The organism is Micromonospora sp. NBC_00389 (genome assembly GCF_036059255.1).
In the GTDB taxonomy this organism is placed as follows: domain Bacteria; phylum Actinomycetota; class Actinomycetes; order Mycobacteriales; family Micromonosporaceae; genus Micromonospora.
Genome location: NZ_CP107947.1, coordinates 6,981,670 through 7,006,495 on the forward strand (window position 1 = coordinate 6,981,670; position 24,826 = coordinate 7,006,495).

General features: G+C 67.5%; 23 protein-coding genes, 1 tRNA gene, 2 pseudogenes and 1 riboswitch. Of the genes and pseudogenes, 14 read left to right on the forward strand and 12 right to left on the reverse strand.

All coding sequences use genetic code 11. The features are described 5' to 3' along the window. Positions 1–81 precede the first annotated feature (81 nt). Both OG470_RS33045 and OG470_RS33050 read right to left on the reverse strand, forming a co-directional pair. Positions 82–861, reverse strand: a complete 780-nt coding sequence (locus OG470_RS33045) for a transposase family protein (RefSeq protein WP_328415194.1) — start codon at positions 859–861, stop codon at positions 82–84. 251 nt (positions 862–1,112) lie between these two features. Continuing rightward, on the reverse strand, positions 1,113–1,886 hold the full coding sequence (locus tag OG470_RS33050; protein ID WP_328418583.1) for a transposase family protein: 774 nt from the start codon (positions 1,884–1,886) through the stop codon (positions 1,113–1,115). 99 nt (positions 1,887–1,985) lie between these two features. On the opposite strand from OG470_RS33050, the gene OG470_RS33055 reads away from it, so the two are divergent. Further along, positions 1,986–2,258 (forward strand): DUF302 domain-containing protein, encoded by a 273-nt coding sequence (locus OG470_RS33055; protein ID WP_328426723.1) that lies wholly within the window; start codon positions 1,986–1,988, stop codon positions 2,256–2,258. 295 nt (positions 2,259–2,553) lie between these two features. Here the strand turns inward: OG470_RS33055 and OG470_RS33060 are convergent, their stop codons facing one another. Continuing rightward, the gene (locus OG470_RS33060; RefSeq protein ID WP_328418584.1) at positions 2,554–3,387 is read right to left on the reverse strand and encodes a C39 family peptidase; all 834 of its coding nucleotides are present in this window, start codon (positions 3,385–3,387) and stop codon (positions 2,554–2,556) included. A gap of 225 nt (positions 3,388–3,612) precedes the next feature. Further along, positions 3,613–3,754: riboswitch (cyclic di-AMP (ydaO/yuaA leader) on the reverse strand. Positions 3,755–4,726: 972 nt separating this feature from the next. On the opposite strand from OG470_RS33060, the gene OG470_RS33065 reads away from it, so the two are divergent. The 7 genes from OG470_RS33065 to OG470_RS33090 all read left to right on the forward strand — a co-directional run bounded on the left by OG470_RS33065 (position 4,727) and on the right by OG470_RS33090 (position 10,168). Next, positions 4,727–5,038 (forward strand): transposase, encoded by a 312-nt coding sequence (locus OG470_RS33065; protein WP_328414877.1) that lies wholly within the window; start codon positions 4,727–4,729, stop codon positions 5,036–5,038. Then, positions 5,035–5,961, forward strand: coding sequence for an IS3 family transposase (locus OG470_RS33070; protein WP_328414876.1), 927 nt, complete (start codon positions 5,035–5,037; stop codon positions 5,959–5,961). Before OG470_RS33065 ends, OG470_RS33070 begins: the two co-directional genes overlap by 4 nt. Before the next feature lie 230 nt (positions 5,962–6,191). After that, complete coding sequence (locus OG470_RS33075; RefSeq protein ID WP_328418585.1) at positions 6,192–6,824, forward strand: hypothetical protein; 633 nt, start codon at positions 6,192–6,194, stop codon at positions 6,822–6,824. A 1,571-nt stretch (positions 6,825–8,395) separates the two neighbouring features. Continuing rightward, positions 8,396–9,370, forward strand: coding sequence for a serine hydrolase (locus OG470_RS33080; protein WP_328418586.1), 975 nt, complete (start codon positions 8,396–8,398; stop codon positions 9,368–9,370). Between the two features lie 129 nt (positions 9,371–9,499). Beyond that, positions 9,500–9,637 (forward strand): hypothetical protein, encoded by a 138-nt coding sequence (locus OG470_RS33085; protein ID WP_442931227.1) that lies wholly within the window; start codon positions 9,500–9,502, stop codon positions 9,635–9,637. After that, positions 9,574–9,738, forward strand: a complete 165-nt coding sequence (locus OG470_RS37435; protein ID WP_442931239.1) for a hypothetical protein — start codon at positions 9,574–9,576, stop codon at positions 9,736–9,738. The genes OG470_RS33085 and OG470_RS37435 overlap by 64 nt, the downstream gene beginning before the upstream one ends. Positions 9,739–10,009: 271 nt before the next feature. Beyond that, positions 10,010–10,168 carry a hypothetical protein gene (locus OG470_RS33090; RefSeq protein WP_328418587.1) on the forward strand — a complete coding sequence of 53 codons (159 nt, stop codon included), beginning with the start codon at positions 10,010–10,012 and terminating at the stop codon, positions 10,166–10,168. Between the two features lie 9 nt (positions 10,169–10,177). Here the strand turns inward: OG470_RS33090 and OG470_RS33095 are convergent, their stop codons facing one another. After that, positions 10,178–10,537, reverse strand: coding sequence for an ArsR/SmtB family transcription factor (locus OG470_RS33095; protein ID WP_328418588.1), 360 nt, complete (start codon positions 10,535–10,537; stop codon positions 10,178–10,180). Positions 10,538–10,600: 63 nt separating this feature from the next. Between OG470_RS33095 and OG470_RS33100 the strand changes: the two genes are divergently transcribed. Next, positions 10,601–11,659: a cation diffusion facilitator family transporter gene (locus OG470_RS33100; protein WP_328418589.1), complete on the forward strand. Its 1,059-nt coding sequence runs from the start codon at positions 10,601–10,603 to the stop codon at positions 11,657–11,659. A 111-nt stretch (positions 11,660–11,770) separates the two neighbouring features. Here the strand turns inward: OG470_RS33100 and OG470_RS33105 are convergent, their stop codons facing one another. Continuing rightward, a complete protein-coding gene (locus tag OG470_RS33105) occupies positions 11,771–11,986 on the reverse strand; it encodes a hypothetical protein (RefSeq protein WP_328418590.1) in 216 nt (71 codons plus the stop codon). Here OG470_RS33105 and OG470_RS33110 point away from each other — a divergent pair. Further along, complete coding sequence (locus tag OG470_RS33110; RefSeq protein ID WP_328418591.1) at positions 11,985–12,326, forward strand: ArsR/SmtB family transcription factor; 342 nt, start codon at positions 11,985–11,987, stop codon at positions 12,324–12,326. The genes OG470_RS33105 and OG470_RS33110 overlap by 2 nt on opposite strands. A gap of 198 nt (positions 12,327–12,524) precedes the next feature. Here the strand turns inward: OG470_RS33110 and OG470_RS33115 are convergent, their stop codons facing one another. Beyond that, the gene (locus tag OG470_RS33115) at positions 12,525–13,787 is read right to left on the reverse strand and encodes an LVIVD repeat-containing protein (RefSeq protein WP_328418592.1); all 1,263 of its coding nucleotides are present in this window, start codon (positions 13,785–13,787) and stop codon (positions 12,525–12,527) included. Positions 13,788–14,123: 336 nt separating this feature from the next. On the opposite strand from OG470_RS33115, the gene OG470_RS33120 reads away from it, so the two are divergent. The 4 genes and pseudogenes from OG470_RS33120 to OG470_RS33135 all read left to right on the forward strand — a co-directional run bounded on the left by OG470_RS33120 (position 14,124) and on the right by OG470_RS33135 (position 18,209). Beyond that, positions 14,124–14,576, forward strand: coding sequence for a hypothetical protein (locus tag OG470_RS33120; RefSeq protein ID WP_328418593.1), 453 nt, complete (start codon positions 14,124–14,126; stop codon positions 14,574–14,576). An 809-nt stretch (positions 14,577–15,385) separates the two neighbouring features. Beyond that, a pseudogene (locus OG470_RS33125) lies at positions 15,386–15,642 on the forward strand (hypothetical protein); the annotation flags it as partial. A gap of 236 nt (positions 15,643–15,878) precedes the next feature. Further along, positions 15,879–16,568, forward strand: a pseudogene (locus tag OG470_RS33130) (IS6 family transposase). 207 nt (positions 16,569–16,775) lie between these two features. After that, entirely contained in the window at positions 16,776–18,209 is a 1,434-nt protein-coding gene (locus OG470_RS33135; protein WP_328418594.1) for a stress response protein, read from the forward strand. A 27-nt stretch (positions 18,210–18,236) separates the two neighbouring features. On the opposite strand, the gene OG470_RS33140 is transcribed toward OG470_RS33135, so the two are convergent. The 6 genes from OG470_RS33140 to OG470_RS33165 all read right to left on the reverse strand — a co-directional run bounded on the left by OG470_RS33140 (position 18,237) and on the right by OG470_RS33165 (position 24,668). Continuing rightward, positions 18,237–19,016, reverse strand: coding sequence for a transposase family protein (locus OG470_RS33140; RefSeq protein ID WP_328415194.1), 780 nt, complete (start codon positions 19,014–19,016; stop codon positions 18,237–18,239). 147 nt (positions 19,017–19,163) lie between these two features. Beyond that, positions 19,164–21,095 carry an AAA family ATPase gene (locus tag OG470_RS33145; RefSeq protein WP_328418595.1) on the reverse strand — a complete coding sequence of 644 codons (1,932 nt, stop codon included), beginning with the start codon at positions 21,093–21,095 and terminating at the stop codon, positions 19,164–19,166. Positions 21,096–21,592: 497 nt separating this feature from the next. Further along, positions 21,593–22,216, reverse strand: coding sequence for a tyrosine-type recombinase/integrase (locus OG470_RS33150; RefSeq protein ID WP_328418596.1), 624 nt, complete (start codon positions 22,214–22,216; stop codon positions 21,593–21,595). A 758-nt stretch (positions 22,217–22,974) separates the two neighbouring features. Next, positions 22,975–24,006 (reverse strand): tyrosine-type recombinase/integrase, encoded by a 1,032-nt coding sequence (locus OG470_RS33155; RefSeq protein ID WP_328418597.1) that lies wholly within the window; start codon positions 24,004–24,006, stop codon positions 22,975–22,977. Beyond that, the gene (locus tag OG470_RS33160) at positions 24,003–24,350 is read right to left on the reverse strand and encodes an AbrB/MazE/SpoVT family DNA-binding domain-containing protein (RefSeq protein ID WP_328418598.1); all 348 of its coding nucleotides are present in this window, start codon (positions 24,348–24,350) and stop codon (positions 24,003–24,005) included. The genes OG470_RS33155 and OG470_RS33160 overlap by 4 nt, the downstream gene beginning before the upstream one ends. A gap of 234 nt (positions 24,351–24,584) precedes the next feature. Further along, positions 24,585–24,668 (reverse strand) — tRNA-Leu (locus OG470_RS33165). Positions 24,669–24,826: the final 158 nt, after the last annotated feature.

The following is a 24,826-nucleotide window of genomic DNA, read 5'->3' on the forward strand; positions in this document are numbered from 1 at the left end:
AGGCCAATTTTCGAAAGATTCAGGGTGCCTAAGGGACGTCTCGTAACTGGGTGAAGGTGTTGCCCGGCGCCAGACCGGCGATTAGCCGGCGAGGATGATGTTGTGGAGGTTGGCGATGCCGGAAGCGGCGTCGGCCAATGTGTGAGCGGCGCGGCGGTAGTCACGCAGGATCTTGAAGCACTTCATCCTGGCCAGGGCGTGTTCGACCCCTGCACGGACCCTCCGGTGTTCGACGTTGAGGGCTTCTTTCCAGGCCGGCAGGTCACCGCCGTCGGCGGGCTTGCGGTACGGGATGATCACCTCGGGGTTGCCGCGGTAGCCGCCGTCGGCCATCACCGGCCGCCCGGCGAGTTTCTCCTCGATGCCGCTGGTGCGGTAGACGATCGTGTCGTTGCGGTTGCCCGGCTGTGGGTCGCCGACGGCGATGACCAGGCGGGTGCTGGCGTCGATGGCGACCTGCAGGTTCGTCGAGTACCGGTAGTTCTTGCTGCGGGCGGCCAGTCGGTGATCGCGGGTGGGAATCAGGGTGCCGTCGACGATGGCGATCTGCTCGACCGGCCGCCGCAGCACCGGCGCGAGGGCCAGCAACGGGCCGAGAGTGTCGATGACCCGGTGCGCGGCCGAGTGCGACACCCCGAACAGCGGCCCGATCTGGCGCATCGTCAGGTTCGTGCGCCAGTAGGTGGCCACCAGCAACACCCGATCGGGAAGGTCCAAGGCCCACTGCCGGCCCGGCCGGCCATCGGCGATGCCGTCACCGCCACGCTCGGCGACCACGCGGACCAGCTTGCGGAACTGGGCGGGCTGCAGCCCCGTGAACGGAAAGATCCACTCCGGGCGGGCCGCGGTGATCACCTGCACCCAGGCATCCTGACCGACCGTCCTCAGCGGACAGACACCGGGGTTACGAGACGTCCCTTAGCAATGGCTGAGTTTCCCCGATTTCGCCTCGTGGGTGGAAATAAGCCGGCTGTCTCCTCTGTGCCTGCCTTGGTCTTGTAGGGCAACGATGGCGGCGTTTTTCGCCTGGGCCGGCCGCCCACCCCTTCACGCTCGAGCCCCAGGCCGGTTCGTAACTGGGTGAAGGTGGTGCCCGGTGCCGGACCGGGGGGTCAGCCAGCGAGGATGATGTTGTGGAGGTTGGCGATGCCGGAAGCGGTATCGGCCAATGTCCGGGCGGCGCGTCGATAGTCGCGCAGAATATTGAAGCACTTCATCCTGGTTAGGGCGTGTTCGACCCCTGCCCGAACCCTGCGGTTTTCGACGTTGAGGGCTTGCTTCCAGTCCGGCAGGTCGCTGCCGTCGGAGGGCTTGCGGTACGGCATGATCACCTCGCGGTTGCCCCGGTAGCCGCCGTCGGCCATCACCGGCCGCCCGTCCAGCTGCTCCTCGATGCCGCTCGTGCGGTAGACGATCGTGTCGTTGCGGTTGCCCGGCTGCGGGTCGCCGACGGCGATGACCAGGCGGGTACTGGCATCGATGGCGACCTGCAGATTCGTCGAATAGCGGTAGTTCTTGCTCCGGGCGGCCAGGCGGTGATCGCGGGTCGGGATCAGGGTGCCGTCGACGATGGCGATCTGGTCGACCGGCCGCCGACGCACCGGCGCCAGGGCAAGCAGCGGGACGAGGGTGTCGATCACCCGGTGCGCGGCGGAGTGCGACACCCCGAACAGCGGGCCGATCTGGCGCATGGTCAGGTTGGTGCGCCAGTACGCCGCGTCCAGGAGCACCCGGTCGGGCAGGTCCAGGGCCCACTGCCGGCCCGGCCGGCCGTCAGTGATCGCGTCACCACCACGCTCGGCGACTAAGCGGACCAGCTTGCGGAACTGGTCGGGCTGCAACCCGGTGAACGGGAAGATCCATGCCGGACGGGCTGCGGTGATCACCTGTACCCAGGCATATTGACCGACCGTCCTTTACAGACAGACGCCGGGGTTACGAGACGTCCCTTAGGCGAGCTATAAAAACGAACCTCCAGCAACGCACTGCACGACAAGCTCGGCATCAACCTGGAGGACTACGTCATCCTCGGCGCCTGCAACCCGCCTCTGGCACACCAGGCGCTCGAAGCGGAACGGGAGATCGGGCTGCTGCTGCCGTGCAACGTCGTGGTCCGCGCCGACGGCCCCGACGCCACCCTGGTGCAGGCCCTCGACCCCCAGGTGATGGTGCAGCTGACCGGGAGAGACGAGCTGCGACCGGTGGCTGACGAGGCGACCCGGCGGCTCCGCGCCGCCCTGGACAGCCTGACCGCCTGACCCCCCGGGCGGGCGGCCGCCGCTAACGGGTGGGCTGCTGGTCCTGCTCGCCGCGACCGTCCTGGCCGTCTACAAGCCGCGCGGCACAACCCCCGCTACGGCGCACACCGCCGGCCTCAGCTCGCGAAACGTGCGCCGTAGCGGGCCCTCGACCTGCGCGTGCCGGACAGCCTGGCCTTCACCGAAGTGAACAGCTGGGTGGGGAGTGCCACCGCTCGCGAGAGCGCGGACCGGGCGAAATGCGTCGGGCACCGGCTCCTCGTAGAGAGCCGGTGCCCGAGGGTCGGACGCGGGATTAGGCAGAGTAGCCGCGGGTGGCCATCCAGTTCGCCAGTTCGATGGTGGTCATCCAGTAGGAGGCGGTCGCCGGGTTCGCGGAGTCGGCGATCCGCACGGTCCGCCCGTCGTTCTTGTAGCCGACCACGGCGATGTAGTGGCCGCCGGGGAAGGAGTGCCAGCCCCCGTCGGTGTCCGTGGCGTCGCCGACGGTGTTTGCGACGATGGCCCGTCCGTCGGTGATGGCCTTGACCACGTCGGCCTGGAGCTGGTCCATCTGCACCGGGGAGGCCGTGCCGGGGATCGTCCGGGTCCGGTACGGGTTGCCCTTGACCATCTGGTTGAGCCCGCGGGTGGTGTCCTCGGCGGAGTTGGTGCCGTTCTCGGTGGCGCCGAGCGGGGCGACCATCGCGTCCTGGGTGGTCTCGACGCCGCTCGCGCTGAGCGCGTTGCGCACTGCGGCCGGGCCGCAGTTCCAGTAGGCGGTCTGCGCCTCGTAGGTGTAGTCGAGGACCTTCGTCGAGGGCGGCTTCGGGGCGGCCTTGCGGGTCAGGTCCGGGTTCTGCTTGGTCGACGTGGCGCTGGCCGACGGCGAGGCGCTGGCCGAGGTCGACGGGGATGTCGCGATGCGGGCCTGGTTGCCGGTGGCGACGTCGCCCAGCTGCGGGGCCAGCTCGGCCACGGCGGTCGTGGCCTCCTGGCGCACGGGCGCGTCATTGGCGTTGACGAGCAGGGTACCGGTCGTGGCCGCCAGCACGAGCGCTGCGGCGGAGCCGGCGGCGACCTGGTACGGGCGTTCGGTGGCGAGGCGTCGCAGCTGCCGCTTGAGGTGGTGCTTCACGTGTTCCTCCACGGTACGGGGGGCGGAGAGCGGCGGACCCTGGTCAGCGCGGGACGGCGCGCCGGGGCGCGCGAGGTCCGCGGACGGTGCTAAGCCGCTCGGAAGGGGATCGCCCGGTCAGTCGGGCGTGTCGGATGCCGGGATCAGCTCGTCGGCCCGGAGGGGACGAGCGACCGCATCGCGGCACCGTGAAGTCGGGGGATCGACCGAGGGGTGGGATCGTGCTGCACGAGATGGAACTCCTTCCGACACCGCCTACCGGGTTAGCTGACGGATTCGGGCGGGAAGATCGCCCTACCGCGGGCCGTGGCTCGCGGATTCACCCCGGACGTGCAATGGGTCCCCGGTTCGTGAAATCACGATTGAGCGGGTCGGCGCGGCGTCGCCTCTTGCGACGGAAACCGCACCGGACGCGCCGACACTACTGAACCATTCGCACCCTGCCAACCCACTCACACCTGCGTAAACATGATCGGCGCAATTAATTTCCGCGCAGTTTGGCGCTGACTTCACTCAATGGGACGAGCGGTTACGACGGCGTTGTCGGTCGACAACCGGACGGACGGTCGCGATCGGTGCCTCATCGGCGGTATCGGTGGCCCGGAATGAGTTTCGCTGACCGTGTCCGGGCCGATGTGACTGGGGTCACCAGATCGGACGGTGCCTCATGCCACCCCGCCGGTCGCCAGCAGGCCGTCGGGGCGGCTGGGTGCGCCACCGGCGCCACCCGGGGTGCGGGCACAGCGCCCCCAACTGCGCCAGCCGAGCCGGCACACACCATATGCAGCCAGGTCCACTTATCGTCGGGTGAGATACAGCGTCAGCCGCGTTCCTGCTCGCAGGATCCTGGCAAGATCTTCTCGGAAGCAAGGACTTGACACGTCGACCTCGACCTCGACCTCGACCCGTCCTGCTGGCCACCTTCGAGGCGTCCCTGGATGGACGGCCACCGCGACTGGGTTGCGGATCTCCCCCACCGCGACTAGGACCCGATCGTCACCGCTACCGCCCTGCACGGCTCGACCCCAGCACCTCTCGCCCTGTACGCAGAGATCCACGGACTCCTGCGACCCGGCGCCCTGTTCGTTAACGCCGACCACATGCCCGACGCGGCGCTGCTTGTGGTCGGAATGACAGTGCCGTCACATCATCCGCGAGCTGATTGGGGCAAGATCAGAAGCGGCCCGGTGCCGTTAAGTTGCACTCCCCCGCTTCTACTCCCCCGCGGTAAGCCAGGCTTCAGCGTTGCCTGGCGCAAGGTCGCGAGCGGCCGTCCCGCCAGTTCCTGAGCCACCCCCGCTTTCATGGAGCTTCTTGATCATGGTCTGATGGCCGTGGGGAGGAAGTTTCTGTGGCAGCACCGAAGAAGTACCCCGACGAGCTGCGTCAGCGTGCTGTGCGTTTGTATCGCGAGTCGGACCCGAAGCCCGTGATCCGGCGTCTCGCCGAGCAGCTCGGCGTGCATCACGAGGCTTTGCGGAACTGGATCCGGCAGGCCGAGGCCGACGCTGACGAGCGTCACGACCGGCCCACCAGCGAGATGGCCGAGGAGAACCGCCGGCTGCGCAAGGAAGTCGCCGAGCTGCGACGGGCGAACGAGATCCTGAAAGCGGCGAGCGCGTATTTCGCGGCGGAGCTCGACCCGACCCGGCGACGGTCATGACGTTCATTTATGAACACCGTGACCAGTTCGCGGTCGCGCTCCTGTTACGGGTTCTCAACGTCGGCGCCTCCACCTACTACGCGTGGGTCAAGCAGGCCGAACAACCCTGCGACCGCGACATGGTCGACCTGGGCCTGATCTCCAACATCCACGAGATCTGGAGCGCGTCCGGGCACACCTACGGCGCGGACCGAGTGCACCGGCAGCTCCGCCGTGACGGCATCCGGGTGGGCCGCAAGCGGGTCGAGCGGCTGATGGCCGACCAGGGCTGGCAGGGCGCGTTCCTGCGTCGCGGCTGGCGCGGCGGCTCTACCCGGCAGGACCCTCGGGCGACGCCGGCGCCAGATCTGGTCAACCGGCAGTTCACCGCCGCCGGGCCGAACCGGCTGTGGGTCGCCGACGCCACCCGCATCCCGTGCGGTGAGGGCGTGTTCTGGCTGGCGGCGGTCCGCGATGTCTTCTCCCGCCGGATCGTCGGCTGGAAGACCTCCGACCGCTGCGACACCGACCTGATCCTCGCCGCCCTCGAATACGGGATCTGGTCACGCGATGTCCGAGACGGCCAGTTGATCCATCACAGCGACAGGGGATCGAACTATACGTCTTTCCGGTTCACGCAACGGCTGCAGGACAACGGAATCCTGCCGTCCATGGGCTCCGTCGGTGACTCGTACGACAACGCCCTGATGGAGAACTTCTGGTCCACGCTGAAGATCGAACTCGTCTACCGCACGAGCTGGCGAACCCGCGACGAGGCCGAGAACGCGATCTTCGCGTACATCGACGGCTGGTACAACACCCACCGCATCCAGAAAGAACTCGGCTACCTCAGCCCCGACGAATACGAGACCGCCTGGCACACCAGCCAGCACGACCAGGCCGAGCCACCTATCGCCACCCCTGCACCAGCCGGCAGCAGGTAACCACCGCTCCAGCAAAGCGGGGGGAACTCATCCCGACAGCAGGCCGCAAGAGGGGCGGCGTACGGGTTGCCGGGCACACCGACGGGGTCAACAGCATCGAGCGTGGCCAGGATCGCGGCATGCCTGACCCCTGCCGCGCCCCCACCGTGACCGAAAAACGACGGTCGGTGCCGGGGGTTTTCATCGTTGTGTTCCACCGGTACGGTGCCCGGATGCGACATATCGGAACCATGATCGCCGCGATCGTTATCGGTCCGTTGGCCTGGATCCTTCTCGCCATCGGACAGGGCCGCTCGGTCCAGGCCTTCACCGCGGCGCAAAGCAGCGGCGCCTTGAACACAGGCGACTTCATGCGGAACGCGCTGCTACTGGCAGCGGCTGGAATCCTGCTCGGGCTCATCGCCACACTGCGATTCTCCCCGCTCGGCGCCGTGCTGACCGGCGTCGTGTACGCGGGCACTTATCTCGCCATGATGATGCGCCCGACATGGCTGCTGCGCCTCCTCGGCCACAAGGTGACCGTGGCCGGCCAGCACGCCGACCTGGCCACCCCGGTACGGACCGGCACGACGCTGCTGATCGGTGCCGCGATGCTGGTCGCCGTGCTCAGCGTTCAGCGCTGGCGGCGCTGGCCACGACCAGCCGCCGAGGCACCCGAAATGGAAGCTCCGGAGAGCTTTTCTTCGCCGGCCGCTTTGGCCCAGGACCGCCCGCTCGGCGCCGAAGGGCTCGGCCTGACGACGGCAGGCCCGACCCCGCATCCCGACGCGACCACCGAGAACAACATCGGGCCGCAGCCGGCCGGGGTCGGTGCTACACACTGGGCGAACGCGCTGCGAAGCAACTCTGAGGCTCGGCGATAATCGGGCAGCCACACTGGCTGCCCGCGTGAACACGCTCGCCGCGGTTCTCATCGCCACTGCGGGTGGCGCGCCCACCCGCGGTGGCGATCCTCGGTTCGTCGGGGCGAAGGCCATACCCGACCCCGTCCGCAACGGCCACGCTCACCGACGCACGACCATCATGTACACCACAGGACGTGCGGTTGGCACTGCGGCCAGGGGTGTCATCCGGTCGACCGGGTCGACGCTGACGCGCCGCAATGGTCGCACCGCCTCCGGCGGCACGACATGGGATGGTGTCTGAGCGTCCGGTTGCCCAGTGACACCCTCACCACCTCGGACGTCGGACCGTCACACCGTGCGGAGGGGGCCTCCTCAGGGACGTCTCGCAACTCGGGCTACCGTCCATGGTGGACAATGGCCAGGCCCAGGTGGTCTCGCCGTCCGCCCCGAGTGGGTCTTCCCCGTTCACTGGCCTGCAGCCAGCCTGGTTCCGCCGGCTGGTCCGCTTGGTCGCGCACTGCGGGGTGGTCGTCGCCATCGTCGTCTTCCGTCAGGTGGTGCCCACAGGGAATCCGCTTCGCCGCCGTTTCATGTCCATGCCGCTGGCAGTCGGTCGTTTTGTTGGCGCTGCCGCCAGGTTCGGGCCCATCGCGGGAGAAGGGGCGGTGTCCCGGATGTGCCGTCGAATGGGCGGCGGTTGGCGGTTCGGTCGTGCCCCTGGGTTCGGCTGGTCTGTCGTGGCCAGCCGAACCCAGGGGCACACCGGGCGGGCTGCGTTGGGCAGCGGCCTCGGTGCGTCGCGGCGTCAGCGGACTGAGGCGGGCTCGGTGTCGGTGGTGTTCTGCCGAGTTGGCGCGGCGAGCTGACGTATTCGGTGATGACGCCGCCGGGCCGGCCGGGTCAGGAACCGCGTGCGAAGGACTGCCGCGCGCGACGCGGTGGCCTGAACGTGTGCGGGTCCAGGCAGGTCGGTGGATCGGTGACGCCCGGGCCGCCGGACAGCACCCACCCCCACCACGCCGCCCGTCGCCTCGTCGTCGTTCATCCCTCCCAGCCACACCGCGTCGGCGCCGGCGTCGCGCCCCCGGGCGCTGGCAGTAACCACGATGACGTTGGAGTGGGCGCACACGTCAAGGCAGCTGCTGGCCCGCACGACGGCGATGCTGGCGAGTTCCCCCCGCACCCTGTTCAGCTGCGCGACATGATTGATGACCAGGTGCTTGATCCGGCTACCGCAGTCGCCGCCGCGGCACACCGTGTGGCGCTCGAATATTCAGCCATGGGCCCTGACCTGCAGGTCTTCATAGGCCCAAGATCTTCGAGCCGCGCTGCTTGAGCGACCGCTCAAGAGACTTTGAGCCCTCGCTCAAGCAGCGCGGCTCGAAGGTAGTTCGTCCGCAAAGAACTGCAGGAGGGCCTGCAACCGAGTATTCGAGCCCCATAGCCTCGACGATCGGTGCGGCGGGCGGGTGTGGCGGCAGCGTCACCGGCGGCAGCGCACCCAACTCATAGAGTGTGCGGTGGCACACACACGGTGATCACAGCTGGCGTCAAGGCTGCTACAAGCTTGACCCTGGACATTTGTCCGCATGGACGACGCCGCGCCGCGTGGCCGGAGACGCGCCCGCTATCTCACGATGGCGCTGGCCGTCGCCCTCTGCTGCGCCCTCTCCGTGTTCCTGGCTGTCCGCGCCGGCCACACCACAGCCGCCTCGTGGAGCGAGCCGTCGCTGACGAACTCGCCGTCGGACCAGCCGTCGGACCAGCCGTCGGACCCGGCGCCGGCAGATCCGATGCTGCCGGCCGGCCCGCAGCCCACGGAGGTCGCCGCCCCGGGTGACGCAAGCGCTGCGGTCGCCGCCTCGGTCCAGACCTACCTCAAGAGTCAGGGCGACCAGAGCGCGGTAGCCGTCCTGGACACGACGACCGGAGCGCAAGTAACGGTGAATGCGGACACCGGATTCAACACGGCCAGCATCGTCAAGGTGGACATCCTCGCCACCCTGCTGCTCGAACGCCAAGCGGCGCAGGGTCTCACCTTGAACGAACAAGGCCTGGCGTACGACATGATCACCAAGAGCGACAACAACGCTGCGACAAGCCTCTGGAACGAAATGGGCGGCGCCTCCGGGCTGGCCGCCGCCAACCGCACGCTCGGCCTGACCGAGACCACCCCCGGCATCGGCAACTCCTGGGGTCACACGACCACCACAGCGAACGACCAGCTTCGCCTCCTGCAGGATCTGACCAGCGCCAGCAGCCCCCTCAACGCGACCAGCCGCGGCTATGCGCTGAACCTGATGAGCCAGGTCGAGAACGATCAGGACTGGGGCGTGCCGGCCGCGGCGTCGGCGCAGGCCACCGACGTGTACGTGAAGAACGGCTGGCTGGACGACGCCACCGACAACGGGCTGTGGATCAACAACAGCGTCGGCCGGATCGTGGAGCCCGGCCACGACTGGCTGGTCGTGGTGCTCACGAACGGGAACACGAGCGAGAGCAGCGGCATCAACGTCGTCGAGCACGCCGCGACCCTCGCCGTGAGCGGCCTGCGGGCGTCGTAGCCGACGCCCACCCGTACCCGGCGCCCACCCGTACGCGACGCACCCTGGCACGGCCAGGCTGATCCGCCGGCGGAAACAGGCACGCGTGACGCACAGTCCGGCTGACAGGATGCCGCGGTGCTGCTCACTGTGACCACCAAGCATCGCCCGGCCACCGATCTCGGCTACCTGCTCGTCAAGCACCCCGACAAAGGTGCACGGTGGTGCCCACCGGCACGGCGTACCTGTGCTGCCCCGAGGCGGCCGAGCACCGCACCGCCGCGCTGATCCTGGACGTCGACCCGACGACGTTGAACGCGGCCCGGCCGGGCGCGGCGGCGTCGTGGCCAACGCCGAGGCCGCCGGCGCGATCGGCGCGATCGTCATGAACCACGCGATCGCCTCGGCGGCATCCTCCACGAGTACCGACATGGCGCCTGACCTGCGCGGACGCGTTTTTTGGCAAAGGCAGCGTTGCAGGAGTGCGCCGTCGCGCAGAGGCCTGATTCGGAAGCCGCTCGAAGCCGTAAGCGCGCCCGTACGCGGAGGCGGACACCACGTCGGCCACCAGGGCAATGCGGGCCGGTACCCGCAGTCCTCGGGCCGTCCACGCGCCGGCACGTAGGAGCGCTTGGTCTTCGGGGCGGCCCGCTCGCCCAGGTGCGGGCGGTCGTCGGCGGCCCTGCACGTGGCCAGGCAGAGGCCGTCAAGGCGGTGCACGCCTCCCGCACGGTCGCCTGCCAGGCCGTCAACGCTGACGCGCTGCGCCAGTTCGCCCGCGAGTGGTTCGCCGACCCTCGCTCCAAGCCCGTCGACTAGCCTCCCGGCTCAGTCGTGCTCCGGGATGCCCCGCACCCGGTGCGACGCGGCCTGCATCACCTCCGTCACGAGCCGGCGCACGTGCCCCCCACGGGCGGTGTAGAGAGCCCGCCGGCCCTCTCGCCGCACGGTCACCAGTCCGGCCAACCGTAGTTTCCCGAGGTGCTGTGACACCGCCGGTCGCGCCACGTCCAGCGCCGCCACCAGCGCGGTCACGTCGTGCTCGCCGTCGACGAGCAGCCACATCAACCGCAGCCGGGTGCCGTCGGCCAGCATCCGCAACATGTCCGTAGCTGCCTCGACGTGGCTGTCGGCAGGCAGGCGTTGTTGCAGGTCTCCGGCATTTGCAACGTTGTCGCGTGCGTACACGAGCACATATTATCGCCGCCGTTAGGGGTACCGACCCGTCATGCCAGCACGACTGGAGCAGCGGTGAACCAGCAGGAGCACATCCACGACCACCCGCACGACCACGGTCACCACGAGGGCGGCCGGCTCGCTGGCTGGTGGCATCGGCTGAGTCACGCGGTCGTCCCGCACTCGCACGACTCTCGGGCGAAGGTCGACCCCGCGTTGGAGTCCTCCCGCGATGGACTGCGCGCCCTGTGGATCTCCCTGGTCGGTCTCGGCGTCACGGCTGTCGCGCAGGCGGTCATCGTCGTGCTGTCCGGCTCGGTGGCTCTGCTCGGGGACACCCTGCACAACGTCGCCGACGCCCTGACCGCCATCCCGCTCGGCATCGCCTTTCTGCTCGGCCGGCGTGCCGCCACCCGCTCCTACACCTACGGCTACGGCCGGGCCGAGGACCTGGCCGGCATCGTCATCGTCGCCGTCATCGCCGCCTCCGCCGTCGCCGCCGCGTGGACGGCCGTGACCCGGCTGCTACACCCGGCCGAGGTGACCCACCTGCCCTGGGTGGCCGCCGCCGGCCTCGTCGGCTTCCTCGGCAACGAGCTGGTCGCCCGCTACCGCATCCGGGTCGGCCGGCATATCGGCTCCGCCGCCCTGGTCGCCGACGGCCTACACGCCCGTACCGACGGCTACACCTCCCTCGCCGTCCTCGCCGCCGCCGGCGGCGCCGCACTCGGCTGGCGCTGGGCCGACCCGATCGTCGGCCTGGCCATCGCCGTCGCCATCATCTTCGTCCTCAAGGACGCCGCCCGCGAGGTCTACCGCCGGCTCATGGACGCCGTCGACCCCGCCATTGTCGACCAGGCCGAAACCACTCTCCGCGCGATCGCCGGCGTCCGCGACGTCGCCGCGGTTCGACTCCGCTGGATCGGCCACCGGCTGCATGCCGAAGCCGAGCTGGTCGTCGACACCCACCTCACCCTCGTGGCCGCCCACGAGATCGCCGCCGACGCCGAACACCAACTCACCCACGCCGTACCCCGACTGACCAGCGCCACCGTCCACACCGATCCCGGCTGCCATCCCGGCGCGCATCACCACCCAGACCTGTCCCACCAGCGCCGCCAGCCTTCAAACTGATCCTCGCCCACGGGGACAACGGACAAGGCGACGGCTTCCCCCATCACGCGTAGCGGCGTTCGAGCTCGTAAGCGGCCAGGTGCGGCGGACGTCGAGGGCGCTGTTGCTAGCTCAACGGCCCGACGGCGGTGCATCGGACAGGTTGCGGTCGATGTGGTCTGCGTGGAACAGGGCCTGCCGAAGCAGTCGTCGGACATGCTCGCCGGCGGCCGAGTAGTACACGAAGGTGCCCTGGCGGTCGCCATCGGCGTACTGGTCCCGGTTCCACCGGACTACCAATGGTGTTGGTGTAACGATGGAGGGCGTGGTACCTGCGAAAACTGCCATGCCTGTCATCTCGCCGCTTGCTGGCGAGCCGATCAAGCGTGCCGATGCCGAGCGGCTCGCGGGAGTGCTGAAGGCATTCGCCGACCCCGCCCGGCTGCGACTGCTCAGTCTGATCCAGTCCGCTCCGGAGGGCGAGGCGTCCGTCAGTGACCTCACCGAGCGGTTCGATCTCTCCCAGCCGACCGTGAGTCACCATTTGCGGATCCTCACCGAGGCCGGGCTACTCGAGCGCGAGAAGCGTGGCGTCTGGGCGTACTACCGCCTGGTGCCGTCCGCGATCGCGGCGATAGCCGACCTGTTGACGCCGCCCCGCAAGCGGGCGACGAAGCGGACCCGCTGACCGGCATCATTGAAGACCCCGCCAGCGTAGAGGGCAGACAGGACGATCCGGTGCGTCGGCGACCGTAGGCGGTCGGGCGCCCGCCATCGCGGCAACACCGATCCCTGTTCGAGGACGACCGCGACGGCCGGAGTTACGCATCATCACGGTGCGAAGGCGGGCGGGTAGGGTGCTGCCCGCCCGCCTTCTACGGGTGCCTTAGCGCAGCAGGAAGGTCTGTGTCTGCGGGTTGAGCATCGGCAGGCGGCGGGCGCCGGCCGTCTCCCGGCTGCTGAACCGGAGGACGTCTAGGCCGCGGGAGATGTCGTTGGCGATGATCAGGCCGTTGTACCAGTAGGTTGACCACTGGTTGGAGCGCATGTCGTAGTAGCCGATCTCCTTCGGGTTGTTGGGGTCGGTCAGGTCGACCACGGATGTCCCCGACCCGTATGCGGAGGAGACGAGGATGTTGCGGCCAGCCACGGGTACGTAGTTGAAGTTGTGGTAGGTGCTTGGCTCGTCGCGCGGGATGCGCAGGTGACTCAGTGGCGTGGTGGGGTTGTCCACCGCGTACGTCCAGATCGCGCCGAACGGCTCCTGCGCCGGTCCGAAGTACTCGTCGCCGAATGTCACGTACCGGCCGTCGTGAGTGAATGCTGCGCTGTGCCAGATGTCGACGTCCGAGGTGTCAATGTCAGCGGTGATCCGGGGTGCGAGCGGGTTGCTGATGTCCCAGAGCTGCCCCTGCGACAGGCAGGCGGCCGCGGCGAGCTTGCGCGGGGTCAGCACCTGGATGTCGTGGCAGGCGAAGAAGTCCCCGGATGCGCCGGCGAAGAGGTCGGTCCCCTTGACGGTGGGCTCCGCGACGACCTTCGCCGCGAGGCCGGCCGCTGCGTCGTCGCCTGGTACGTCGATCACTGAGATCCGCTCGAACGGCGCGGTGCAGTTCGGGCCGATGTTGCTGGCGCTCAGCGGATACGACGCGACGTAGATGTAGGTGCCGCCATCCTCTCGGGGGACGAGGGTGTTGGTGTGGGAGCCGCAGTCGGTCCTGATTGCCTGGAGGAACTTCGGCGCGCTCGGGTCGCTGACGTCGAATACGCGGACTCCTTCCCAGGCGCCAGGGGTGGAGGCGGTGACATTGGTGGAACCCTCGCAGCCCGGTGTGCTCTGCGGGGTGTCCACCGACAGGAACAGCAGGTCACCCCAGATGGAGACGTCGCCCTGAGGTCCGTTGCAGTGCACGTCGGCCAGCTCCTCCGGCGCGCCCGGCTCTGAAATGTCGATGATGCGGAAGCCGCCGTAGTGGCCGGCGAAGACGAGGTTGCCGGAGAACGCAAGGTCTGAGTTGGTGCCGCCGGTGTGCTCGTCTGTGGAGAGCAGGTGCATGTTCTGGGTGTAGCCGTCGGCTGGGCTGCTCGGCGGTGGCGGCGGGATGGATCCGTCGTCCCATGGCTCGTGTGCGTAAGCCGGGGATGACATCACAGCGAGCGTCACCGCGCCTGCAATGGCGAGTGTTCGGATTCGGGAAGGTCTACGCACGGAGCCCCCTGACGTCGGGTGTATCGCGCCGGAGGGCGCGATCACGCTAGTGGATGTCACCTTGGCAAATCTCCTCAGCTACCGCTAGCCCCTGCAGCGGATATGAGAAGCGTCAGATTCTCTGGGCGGGGCGGAGCGACTGCAGGCGTTTCGGGCCGGAGGTGGCTCAATCAAGTGCTGGCGTCCCCCAGGGCGGGCCGCACGCGTGCGCATCTATCCGGTCGCGCGACGGTCTGTAACGCGGCGGTGCGGCGATCGATGCGTTGGGTGCCCTCGGTGGCCACACTGCGCCGCTACTCACGGAGCGCCGAAGCAACACCCAAGCGACTCGACGTTCGCCCATATTTACACGCCCTTCTGCCATTGAGTCTCGCGTCCCTGCTGACCGGTCTGATCCAGTCGCTGGGTACACGGTGGGGGTTGTTCCGGCATTACTGGCTGATCGCGAAGCTAGCGATGAACCTCATTGCTGTGGGTGTGCTGCTGCTCTACATGCAAACCCTGGCCTACCTGGCAAGTGCTGCCCGTGGCGCCACTTCCGCCGATGACCTGCATCGCTTGCGCGGGCTGTCTCCGGTCGTGCACGGCGGGGCCGCCGTAGTGCTTCTGCTCACGGCTTTGGTCTTGTCCGTGGTCAAGCCGCGAGGGCTCACAGGCTACGGGCAAGGCAAGATTGCAGCGGTGAGCGGTGGTGGCGTGGGCGGCGAACGGTACAGCGTTCTCCGGTGAGAGAGCTGTGTTGGGTTGCCGCTAGAGCTCATCGGCCAGTCGCTGGGCTGCCGGGGCTGGGTCGGCAGCTGTAACTGTGTCGCCTCGCGTGGCGGCGACAGGCGACGCCCTTTCGGCTCTGCTCATTCGGGATGTGGCTGCCGGTAGCGACCGGGCGGGGTTCGACGACGCCAGTGGATGCTGCGGGCCGACCACAGCCAATGTGCAAGTGCGGGCAGGGACTGGTAGCCGTTCGCGAAGCCCACTGGATCAGCTGCCGCCCCTGCTGGGCAGCGGCGTGGTACGCGGAGGTCTTCGAGGTTGGCGCTAGCCCATTGCGGACAGAAGGTCCTGGCATGCCTGGGCGCGTCGCCGGCAGATCTCGGCGCATACCCGGCGCTGCTCGTGCATCTGTGCGTGACGGGCGCACTCATCGGCGCAGGTCTGGCAGGCAGTCAGGCTTGCAGGACCGCGCGGGTGACGTTGGCGTCGTAGCCGGTGCGACGGGGACAGTAGCCGTCCGGTCGTCTCGCAGATGTCGGCGCAGTCGAGGTTGGTGCAGACCCACTTGACCAGTCGCGCGACGGATTCCTCGCTGAGGCAGGCGTCAGCGTATGCCGTGCAGGCCTGGGCGCACTCGATGCACGCACCTCACCATGGCGGCGAGGTCGAGCTGGCCGAGATCGGCGGGGTAGGTGTTCAGCATGTCCGCAACGATGCCCACGAAGTCCTCGCTCTCGTCTCGCTGAGCACTGCTGGTCTCGAGCGGATACCCACCTTCCCCGCCTACTAACGTCCGATAGTAGGGCGGGTCGGAGCTTCTGTGTAACGTAACCACGGATTCGACGCTGCTGGGCATCCAAGCGGGCGTGGCGATGGCCGACCCGATCGGGATCAGCAGCCCGACCCTCGAGCTACTGAAGGCGGCCGGCGCCGACATGCACGTCGCCGAGCAGCATGCTGCCGAGGTGCGGGCCCGATTGGAATCTCAGGGCACACGGTACGACCTCGACAACCCGAGGGAGTAGGTCGGCAGCCCAACGGTCCTTGCGGTGCCGTTGCGTTGTGGGATCGACGGACGCGTTGAACCCGTGTCGGTCCGAGGTCAGATTGCCAGAGCGAGGGCGGCGAACGCCGCAGGCACCCGTGTTGCCGGCGGGGCGTCAACGGCGAGTTCGTAGTGTCCGGCGCAGGTTCTGCATGAACGCGTGGCCGGCGATGATCACCTGTGCTGTCTTGTCTGTTCGGGCTCTGTTGCATTGAGCGTTGGCAAGGCCAAGGCAAGCTTGACTGGTGAAGCTGTCGACCCGTCCGCGACCGTGGCTGCCACCGACGTCGGCGTTCGCCGGTTTCCGTTTCCCGTCCGAGGTGATCGTCGTCGCCGTCCGCTAGTATCTACGGTTCAACCTCTCCTACCGCGATGTTGAAGAGTTGCTGGTTGAACGCGGAGTCGAGGTCGACCACGTCACGGTCTACCGGTGGGTGCAGCGGTTCACTCCACTGCTGGCCGACGCCGCCCGCTTCTGCCGGCACTCCCCAGGTGACCGGTGGTTCGTCGACGAAACCTACGTCAAGATCAACGGTGTGTGGCGTTACTTGTACCGAGCGGTCGACCAGCACGGGCAGGTCATCGACGCGCTCATCTCGGCCCGCCGCGACGCCGACGCGGCACGCCGGTTCTTCCGCCGGGCGCTGTCGACATTGAAGGTGACACCGAGCGAGGTCGTCACCGACGCCGCGCCCGTCTACCCCACAGTGCTCGACGAGCTCATCCCGCAGGCGTGGCACCACGTTGAGCAGTACGCGAACAATCCGATCGAGGCCGACCACAGCCAGCTCAAACACCGGTTGAGACCGATGCGCGGACTACGAACCGACACGACAACGCAGGTGATCATCGCTGGACACGCCTTCATGGAGAACCTACGACGTGGCCACTACGAACTCGCCGTCGATGCCCCGCCGGCAACGCGAGTGTCGACGGCGTTTGCTGAGCTCGCCCAGGCGATCTGACCTCGGCCCCCACCCGGGGTACAACGCGTTCATCGATCCGGCAACGCAACAGGAGCCCGGCGGGTACCAGTAGCAATCGCCCCCACCGACCGCCCCTCATACGTCCGAATCGGTCGGGTTTCCTGTGCGCTCGTTCCATCAGTCGGTCCGTTTTCTCCATCACCCCAGGTGTAGTTTGCGTGAAACAACCGTTACGAGGAGTGATTCATGCCGGAGGATACCTGGCTTACCGCCCGTCTCATTCCCACGTCTGGAATCAACGGCGCTGAAGAGCAAGAGCGGCGCGCGACGTCGGCACTGCTCGCGGTAATGACCGCCGTGCGAGAGTTCGGTCGAGCCCTCACCCAACCGCTGGGCGCGCCAGCCGGACCTGTGCAGACGTTCATCGAGGTTCCCTTCAAGCACGGCGACAAGCAGTGCTTCCCCGACGGCCTCATCCGGGTCACCCGCGGCCAGCGCCAGTGGACCGCGCTCGTAGAGGTCAAGACAGGCAGCAATCAGCTGCAGTCAGAGCAGCTCGAGCGCTACCTGGATGTGGCTAGAGACGAGGGCTTCGACGCGTTGATCACGGTGTCCAACGAGATACCTCCCATCGCGGGCCAGCATCCGACGTCGGTCGACAGACGCAAGCTCAAGAAGGTGACACTTCACCACCTACCGTGGAGCGAGATCCTCACGGCAGCCGTCATGCAGAAGGAATATCGCGGTGTCGCGGACCCTGACCAAGCGTGGGTTCTTGGCGAGTTGATCCGGTACCTGGAACATCCTCGGTCCGGGGCTATGGAGTTCAACGACATGGGCCCGGCGTGGGTGCCGGTGCGGGAAGCGGTCGGCGCGGGCACCCTGCGTCCCACCGACTCCGTTGTCACCGAGATCGCCGGGCGGTTCGACGCCCTGGTGCGCTATGCCGGCCTCAAGTTGGGGCGGCGACTGGGCACGGAGGTCACGCCTGCCCTTACCCGCCGAGAACTGGCCGATCCCGCCAGCCGAACCCAGATGCTGGTCACGCAGTTGGCGTCCACCGGCCTCATGACCGCAGGGCTGAAGATTCCGGGCGCCATCGGCTCGCTCTACATCACGGCCGATCTGCGGGCCGCCAAGATCTTCTGTCACGTTGATGTGGATGCGCCGCGCGCGGGCAGACCCGCAACCCGGGTCAATTGGCTGATACGCCAGCTTAAGGATGCCCCGGACAACGTGCGGGTCGAGGCGTTCACGATGCATGGCCGGGGGCCAGGAAGCGTTGAACTTCTCCGAGTGGTCCGGAGTGACCCGACGACCTTGATCAGCGACCCCACGAAGGAACTGCGGTCGTTCCGCATCGCGCAGGTGTCTGCGGCGGGCTCGAAGCGCGGTACCGGCCGAGGGGCATTCATCGACTCGCTCCTCACAGCCGTTGACGACTTCTACGAGCAGGTCATTCAGAACCTCAAACCCTGGATGCCGGCACCCCCGCGGCTCAGGTCCTCCGACGAGCCCCAGCCCGTCGAACCCGTAGCCCCGAGCCTCGTGTCCACGGCGATCTCCTCCCAAGATGGCCCACAGCCGGATCTAACCTCGCCGAAGGCATCCGACGATGCACAACAGCAAGCGACAACCACCGAGAAACCCCTCCCTAAGGGACGTCTCGTAACTGGGTGAAGGTGTTGCCCGGCGCCAGACCGGCGATCAGCCGGCGAGGATGATGTTGTGGAGGTTGGCGATGCCGGAAGCGGCGTCGGCCAATGTGTGAGCGGCGCGGCGGTAGTCACGCAGGATCTTGAAGCACTTCATCCTGGCCAGGGCGTGTTCGACCCCTGCACGGACCCTCCGGTGTTCGACGTTGAGGGCTTCTTTCCAGGCCGGCAGGTCACCGCCGTCGGCGGGCTTGCGGTACGGGATGATCACCTCGGGGTTGCCGCGGTAGCCGCCGTCGGCCATCACCGGCCGCCCGGCGAGTTTCTCCTCGATGCCGCTGGTGCGGTAGACGATCGTGTCGTTGCGGTTGCCCGGCTGTGGGTCGCCGACGGCGATGACCAGGCGGGTGCTGGCGTCGATGGCGACCTGCAGGTTCGTCGAGTACCGGTAGTTCTTGCTGCGGGCGGCCAGCCGGTGATCGCGGGTGGGAATCAGGGTGCCGTCGACGATGGCGATCTGCTCGACCGGCCGCCGCAGCACCGGCGCGAGGGCCAGCAACGGGCCGAGAGTGTCGATGACCCGGTGCGCGGCCGAGTGCGACACCCCGAACAGCGGCCCGATCTGGCGCATCGTCAGGTTCGTGCGCCAGTAGGTGGCCACCAGCAACACCCGATCGGGAAGGTCCAAGGCCCACTGCCGGCCCGGCCGGCCATCGGCGATGCCGTCACCGCCACGCTCGGCGACCACGCGGACCAGCTTGCGGAACTGGGCGGGCTGCAGCCCCGTGAACGGAAAGATCCACTCCGGGCGGGCCGCGGTGATCACCTGCACCCAGGCATCCTGACCGACCGTCCTCAACGGACAGACACCGGGGTTACGAGACGTCCCTTAGGGCCTGTCACTATCCGCCGCAGTCGCCTGACCCAAGGCGGCTCGGCGCCGGTTCTCGGTCTGGTGCCGGCGCCGAGCCTGGAGGTGCTATCGCCTCTTGTTCTTGCGGATCAGGCTGTTCAGCCGTTGGAAGAGCTTCTCGATCCGGTCGAGAATGGTGGCGTCGAGATCCGGGAGCGACGCCTGCTCGCGTAGGTAGGTGCGGGCCGGCTTGTAGTGGTTGAACTTGCCCCCGGCGATCTTGTGCTTGCGGAAGTAGGCCTCGATCTGCCGGACGACCCTTGGGTCCTTCGCGTTTAGGTCCGCGACGGTGATGGGCGCCGTCAGGTCGTCGGCGTAGGCGCGGTTGACGAGCTCAAGGTAGAAGTCGCGCTCAAAGAGATCTTCGATGTCGGCGTCTGCCGCGCCGGTGAACTCCTTGATTTCAATCAGGCCGTTGCGGGCGAGCTGATCGTTGGCGCGGAGCTGCTGGACTGCCTGGACATCCTTGGTGCTGGAGTCGACCAGAACCGCAACGTTGATCTTGTTAGCGCCGAGAAGCGTGGCGAACGTGGACAGCTTGCCAGCCCCGCCGATAGGTGTGACGACCCATCGCTGGTCCAGGCCGGTGCGGCCGGCGGCTTCAGCGGCGTCGGTGAACATGTCCAGGTAGATCATGTCACTGGGGCCTTCGACGAGCAGGGTGTCGTCAGCGACGAACAGCGTCTGAGTCATCTCGATGCCCATCGCGGCCAGTAGCGGGAAGGCCGTGTCGGTGTCGGCCTTGAAGATCTCCTCTGAGACTTTCGTGCCGCCCTCGGTGTGGTCGATGACGGTGCGGACCCGCTCGAAGTGCTTGGAGGAGACCATGAACGGCGAGTGGGTCGTGTAGATGACCTGGTGCTTCGTCGCGAGACGCTCGTCGATGAGCTTGAGCAGGTCTTCCTGGGCGCGGCCGTGCAGGGACAGGCCGGGCTCGTCGAGCAGCAGGATGAGGTCACCCCTGGTGTTCTCCTCGACCTTGTTGAAGTAGGCGAGGAAGCTGAAGAACCAGACGAAGCCGCGGGAGCGGTCGTCAAACGGGACCGTCACGCCGTGCCGGCGGTTGCGGACACGGACCTGCAGGATCGGGCCAACGTGCAGCGGGGCGGGGGCACCCACCTCGGGCGGCAAGACCTTGAGGTCGACTTCCAGGTCAGTGTTCTGCGACCAGTACTCGAAAACCTCCTCGGTGATCGCGTTACTGGTGTTCTCCAACTCCCGGATGAGCCGCTCGTGGTTGTCCGCGACGCTGAACTCGTCCAAGCTGACGCCGGCCATGTCGAGCAGGCTGATCAGCGCCTTCTCACCGCGCTTGAGGGTGTCGTTCTTCTCGCGCCCGATGAGGTCGGGAATCGACACCTTGCCGGGCATGATGTCGTAGTCGCCGAAGTAGACGAAGTGCGGCATGAGCGTGGATGCGTACTCGTCGATCAGGTGGAGAGTGACGCTCCGATCACGCCATCCACGGATTCGCTCCGCAGCGGCCCGGGCACCCGAGGTCGGCTCCTCGAGCTCGTCAACCGCGGTGAGCAGTTGCGCGATCGTCCTTGCCTTCGCGACGCCGCCGAGGACAGAGACCGGAAGGTCGAACCCGGACCGCAGGTGGTTGACAATCGCCAGCTCGTTGACCTTGTGGCTGTATTGACGGATTCCGACATAGGGGATGGTGAGGACGAATTCGTGGCTTGCGAGGGCTCCGCGGCCGAGATCCTCCTCGATCATCTTGATCTCGTGGTCCTCGTAGCGGAAAGTCGCCTCCACCACCGGGATCCGCGAGTCGCCCAGCTCCCGGCGCTTTCGGCCCATGTTCGCCGGGAAGTCGACGATCTTGTCGAACGTCTTCTGCTCGATCGGCTTGAGCCGGAACAGCGCCTGCAGCATGTTGGTCTTGCCGGACTCGTTCTTGCCGACCAGGCAGGTGACGTCGTCCTCGACCCGGAACTCCTCGGAATCCCCGATCGAGCGGTAGTAGGTAACCTTCGCCTTGATGAGCTTCAATTTCCCTCCATCATCGAGGAGGGACCCACGGGGGCCGAGAGCTGGGCAGGCGAAGATCACACCTTGGCGAAGTGCCTGCCGCTAAGGAGTGATGCGGGTATCGTCCTGGACACCACATCAAGGAGTTGGCCCCGGTCGTCGTCGCCCGTGCACGAGGTGCCCGGGGTCCTTCTGTTTGGACAGCGAACATCGTAACTCACCGTGCTGTCGTCGCGCGTCGCTGTATTCGTCGGTTCGCACAGGTGTTCCGACATCACAGCTCAACAGCCCCGCTCCATCTAGGAGCAAGGTGTGATCGATAGTGACGTCAGGTCACTATCGGTCACAAGCGGAGAGTGGCTGGCGCGACAGGCGCGGGCCTGCGGACTCGGCCTCCGATCATGGGTTCGGAGGCTCGGGCGCGGTCCGGGACTTGGGGATGCCGAGGACGGTCTGGGTGGGCGATCTCGTTCGCTGTCGATCGAGGGAGGCGACATTCGCTTCGGCCGCAGCGAGGCTCACCTGAAGGCCTTCGACTTCCCCGAGCCAGCCGTTGGCGCGTGCCTCGTCGATGCGCTGGCGCAGGTGCGGGCGATCTCGACGAGGCGGTGAGCTTGGGTGGGATCGACCTGAAGCATCGGGCACCGGATGCAGGAATGCTCGTGTTTGCAGGGTGTGCCGTAGGGGCGGCTGCAGGTGCCGAGTTCGAGCTTGCGTAGCTGAAAGTGCTGGTTGAACTCGCGCCACTCGTCCTTGGTGGGTTCGCGGTGTTCGGTCTCGGGGCGGACGGCGCGGCGTCGGTCGAGGAACCCGCGGTAGGTGCGGATCAGGTCATCTTGGAAGGCGGCGAGGTATGCCTGCGTGGCGGATAGGTGGCGGTAGCCGAGGATCTTGGCAGCAATGTGGACGGGCGGGCCGCCGGTGACGGCCTCGGTGACCAACATGCGGCGGAAATCATGCAGGGTGCAGTGCAGCGGCTGGCCGGCCGCGTCGCTGAGGCCGGCGCGGGTCAGGGTCGCGGTGAGCAGCTTCTGGATGGTGCGCTGGCTCATGACCCCGGAGCGCGGGCCGATCGGCCGCTGGAACAGGTGAGGCAGTTGCGGGCCGGTGATCTGCTCGTAAGGGTCGTAGCGGGCCGTCATCGGATCGGCGCCACCCGCCGACGGTGCGCAGCCGCGTGACGATCGTCGCCAGGACGCTGACGAGTTCGGGTCCGACCAGTTGCAGCCGTTCCTGGTTGCTCTTCGAAGGAACGATCTGCAGCAGGGGGACAACTTCACCGGTGTCCGGCAGCCGGTAGGAGACCAGCGCTAGGTGGGTCAGTTCGAGAAGCTCTTCTATGCGGACGCCGGTGTGCCGCAGGGTTTCGATACGGCCCAAGCCCAGAAGGCGTCCGATTCGGCTGAGGTGACATCGATGCGCTCGCCCGTATCGACGACGTCGACCAGGATGCGCGGGCGGGGAGTCTCACCCGTTGCCCTGGACGCCGGCGCGCGGCCCGCACGACGCGTCGGTAGCGAATCCCGGCATGCCGAAATGCGTCGTCCGCGTCGGCGGCGATGGCGGCTTCCAGCAGGGCGGCTTGGTCCTGGCTGCGGCGTTGAGCGGTGTCGGCGAGAATGGGCAGGTGGGGCAGGCGTTCCCGAACACGCTGGCGCATCTGCGCGGTGACGGCTTTCTTGTGCTTGATCATGCCGTCGGTCTCACCATGGCGGACCGGGCTGGGGACAGCCCACGGCGCGACTACCGGCTACCCGGGCGCACCTGCCTTCACGACACGCGTTGTGCCTCAGCTAGTCCGGTCAACACGGCTCCGAAAGTGCGGCTAGACGGTTCGCTTCAAGGAGACGTTGGCCTCCCTCGTCCTAGCGGGGGAGGCCAACAGCTAGATGATTCCCGTCTACGCTTCCTCGGCGAGCGGATGTTCCTCGCCGGTTAGGCCGGCCAGAGCCACCGCGACCTCGTGCAGACTTGCCCGCACGTAGGTGGCCGTCGAGCCGCTCGCGCTGCCGCCGTCGGTGTGGCCGGCGTAGGCACGGGCGACGGCATGACCGTAGGTGCGTTCCACCCACGTCAGGGTGGTGTGTCGCAGCCAATGGGTGCTGATCTGCTGGGTGTGGACCCACCGCAGGTGCTGTCCGACACGCGTCCATAGATGGTCGTAGCGCCGGGAGGTCAGCGGTCGACCATCGCGGTAGCGCAGCAGGCTGCCGTTGCTGTCGTGGTCACCCCGCTCGGCGTGATGCGCGAGTAGATGGCGAATCAGCGTCGGTGAGACCGGCTGCCACCGGGAGGTGCCTCCCTTCTCCCGGAGGAAGATCAGACATTGGTCGGTGTCCAGATCTCGTGGGCGCAGGGCCAGTGCCCCGGCGCGACGGCAGGCCGTCTCGGTGTGCAACCTGATCAGTAACGTGTCCAGGCCTGGGTCGTCGCCCGTGCTGGCCGCGACCTGGTTGATCTCCGCTAGGCGCGCGTCGCCGATCGCCCTGCGGGTACTGGGCAGCCGGCGGGGCTTGTCCACCTTCAACGCCGGATTGTCGGCTGCATCCAGGTACCCGTCCGCGACCGCCCGCCGATACAGGCAGCGCAATGCCGCCACCACATGCTCGGCAGCGGATCGGCCACCCCGGGCGTTGCGTCGCGCCACCACGTTGACCTGCACCTGGGCACGTAACTGCTCGATCTCCGAGGGGCGGGGTTCGTCGATACGCCGATCGCCCCACACCTGCACCACCCGGTTCCAGTACGAGCCGTACGCTCGCCGAGTCCCCGGCGACACCGCGGCAGCGACGACAGGCACGTACTCGGCGAACGTCGGGGCCAGCGGACGCGCCGGCCGGACATCCAGCAGATCGGCCGGGGAGATGCCCATCCGCTCCAGCAACAGCCGGGCTGCCTCCAACTCCGGCCGACCAGCGGCGTTCTGACTCACGGTGCCTCACCGCCCGCCATCGCAACCTGGACACCAGCGAGCAGTCGGTCGAGCACTGCAAGGGGATACGCCATCAGGACGCCACTGCCACGATCGGCGGCGAGTAAGACGCGGTCCCCGGCCGCCAGGCGGCACCACCGACGCACCGCCAACGGCAGATGCAGATAACCAGGTTCGCCGACGCAGTGGACGCCATGGGTCGTCGCGCTGGCGACGATGATTCCGGTGTGCTCGCGGATGTGCAGCCGTGTGTCCGGGACCCAGCCCAGCGCCCGGAGGATGCTGCGGTCGGCAACCCGGCCACTCTTGTCCACCGCGCTCAACGCGTAGACGGTGTCCGTCACACGGGAAGATCCGGCATCCAATGCCGGTACGGGAAGCGGCCGCCGGCCCCGACCTACCGGGCCGGGACTGGTGCCGCCAGGTGTCACCTTAGGGATCACCGGCGGTACGAAGGAGGCGGTCACGAGGACCACCCCCGCCCGCCGTTCACCTGCGGTGACGGTAGAGGGTGGATGAGGTGTTCAAGGATGCTTGAACACGAACACGTGAAACAGCGCACCAATGCGGAAAATCTGTGTCCGAGGGGGGACTTGAACCCCCACGCCCTATACGGGCACTAGCACCTCAAGCTAGCGCGTCTGCCATTCCGCCACCCGGACCTGCACGTTCAGCCTACCTCGCCGACCTGGATGATCTTGACACCCGAGGGTCGGCCCAGCGGACCGCACGGGGAGTTACTGTACACGGCACTGGTGGATCATGCACATCGCCTTCCGACCCCTCCTTGAAGGCGCTCCCACCGCTGCTCAGACCGCCT

Excerpts from the sequence above, each read along its gene's own strand:
- OG470_RS33150 (WP_328418596.1), bottom strand. The coding sequence starts at position 22,216 with ATGACGGCCCGCTACGACCCTTACGAGCAGATCACCGGCCCGCAACTG.
- OG470_RS33110 (WP_328418591.1), top strand. The coding sequence starts at position 11,985 with ATGCCTGTCATCTCGCCGCTTGCTGGCGAGCCGATCAAGCGTGCCGAT.
- OG470_RS33075 (WP_328418585.1), top strand. The coding sequence starts at position 6,192 with ATGATCGCCGCGATCGTTATCGGTCCGTTGGCCTGGATCCTTCTCGCC.
- OG470_RS33105 (WP_328418590.1), bottom strand. The coding sequence starts at position 11,986 with ATGGCAGTTTTCGCAGGTACCACGCCCTCCATCGTTACACCAACACCA.
- OG470_RS33115 (WP_328418592.1), bottom strand. The coding sequence starts at position 13,787 with ATGTCATCCCCGGCTTACGCACACGAGCCATGGGACGACGGATCCATC.
- OG470_RS33070 (WP_328414876.1), top strand. The coding sequence starts at position 5,035 with ATGACGTTCATTTATGAACACCGTGACCAGTTCGCGGTCGCGCTCCTG.
- OG470_RS33080 (WP_328418586.1), top strand. The coding sequence starts at position 8,396 with ATGGACGACGCCGCGCCGCGTGGCCGGAGACGCGCCCGCTATCTCACG.
- OG470_RS33135 (WP_328418594.1), top strand. The coding sequence starts at position 16,776 with ATGCCGGAGGATACCTGGCTTACCGCCCGTCTCATTCCCACGTCTGGA.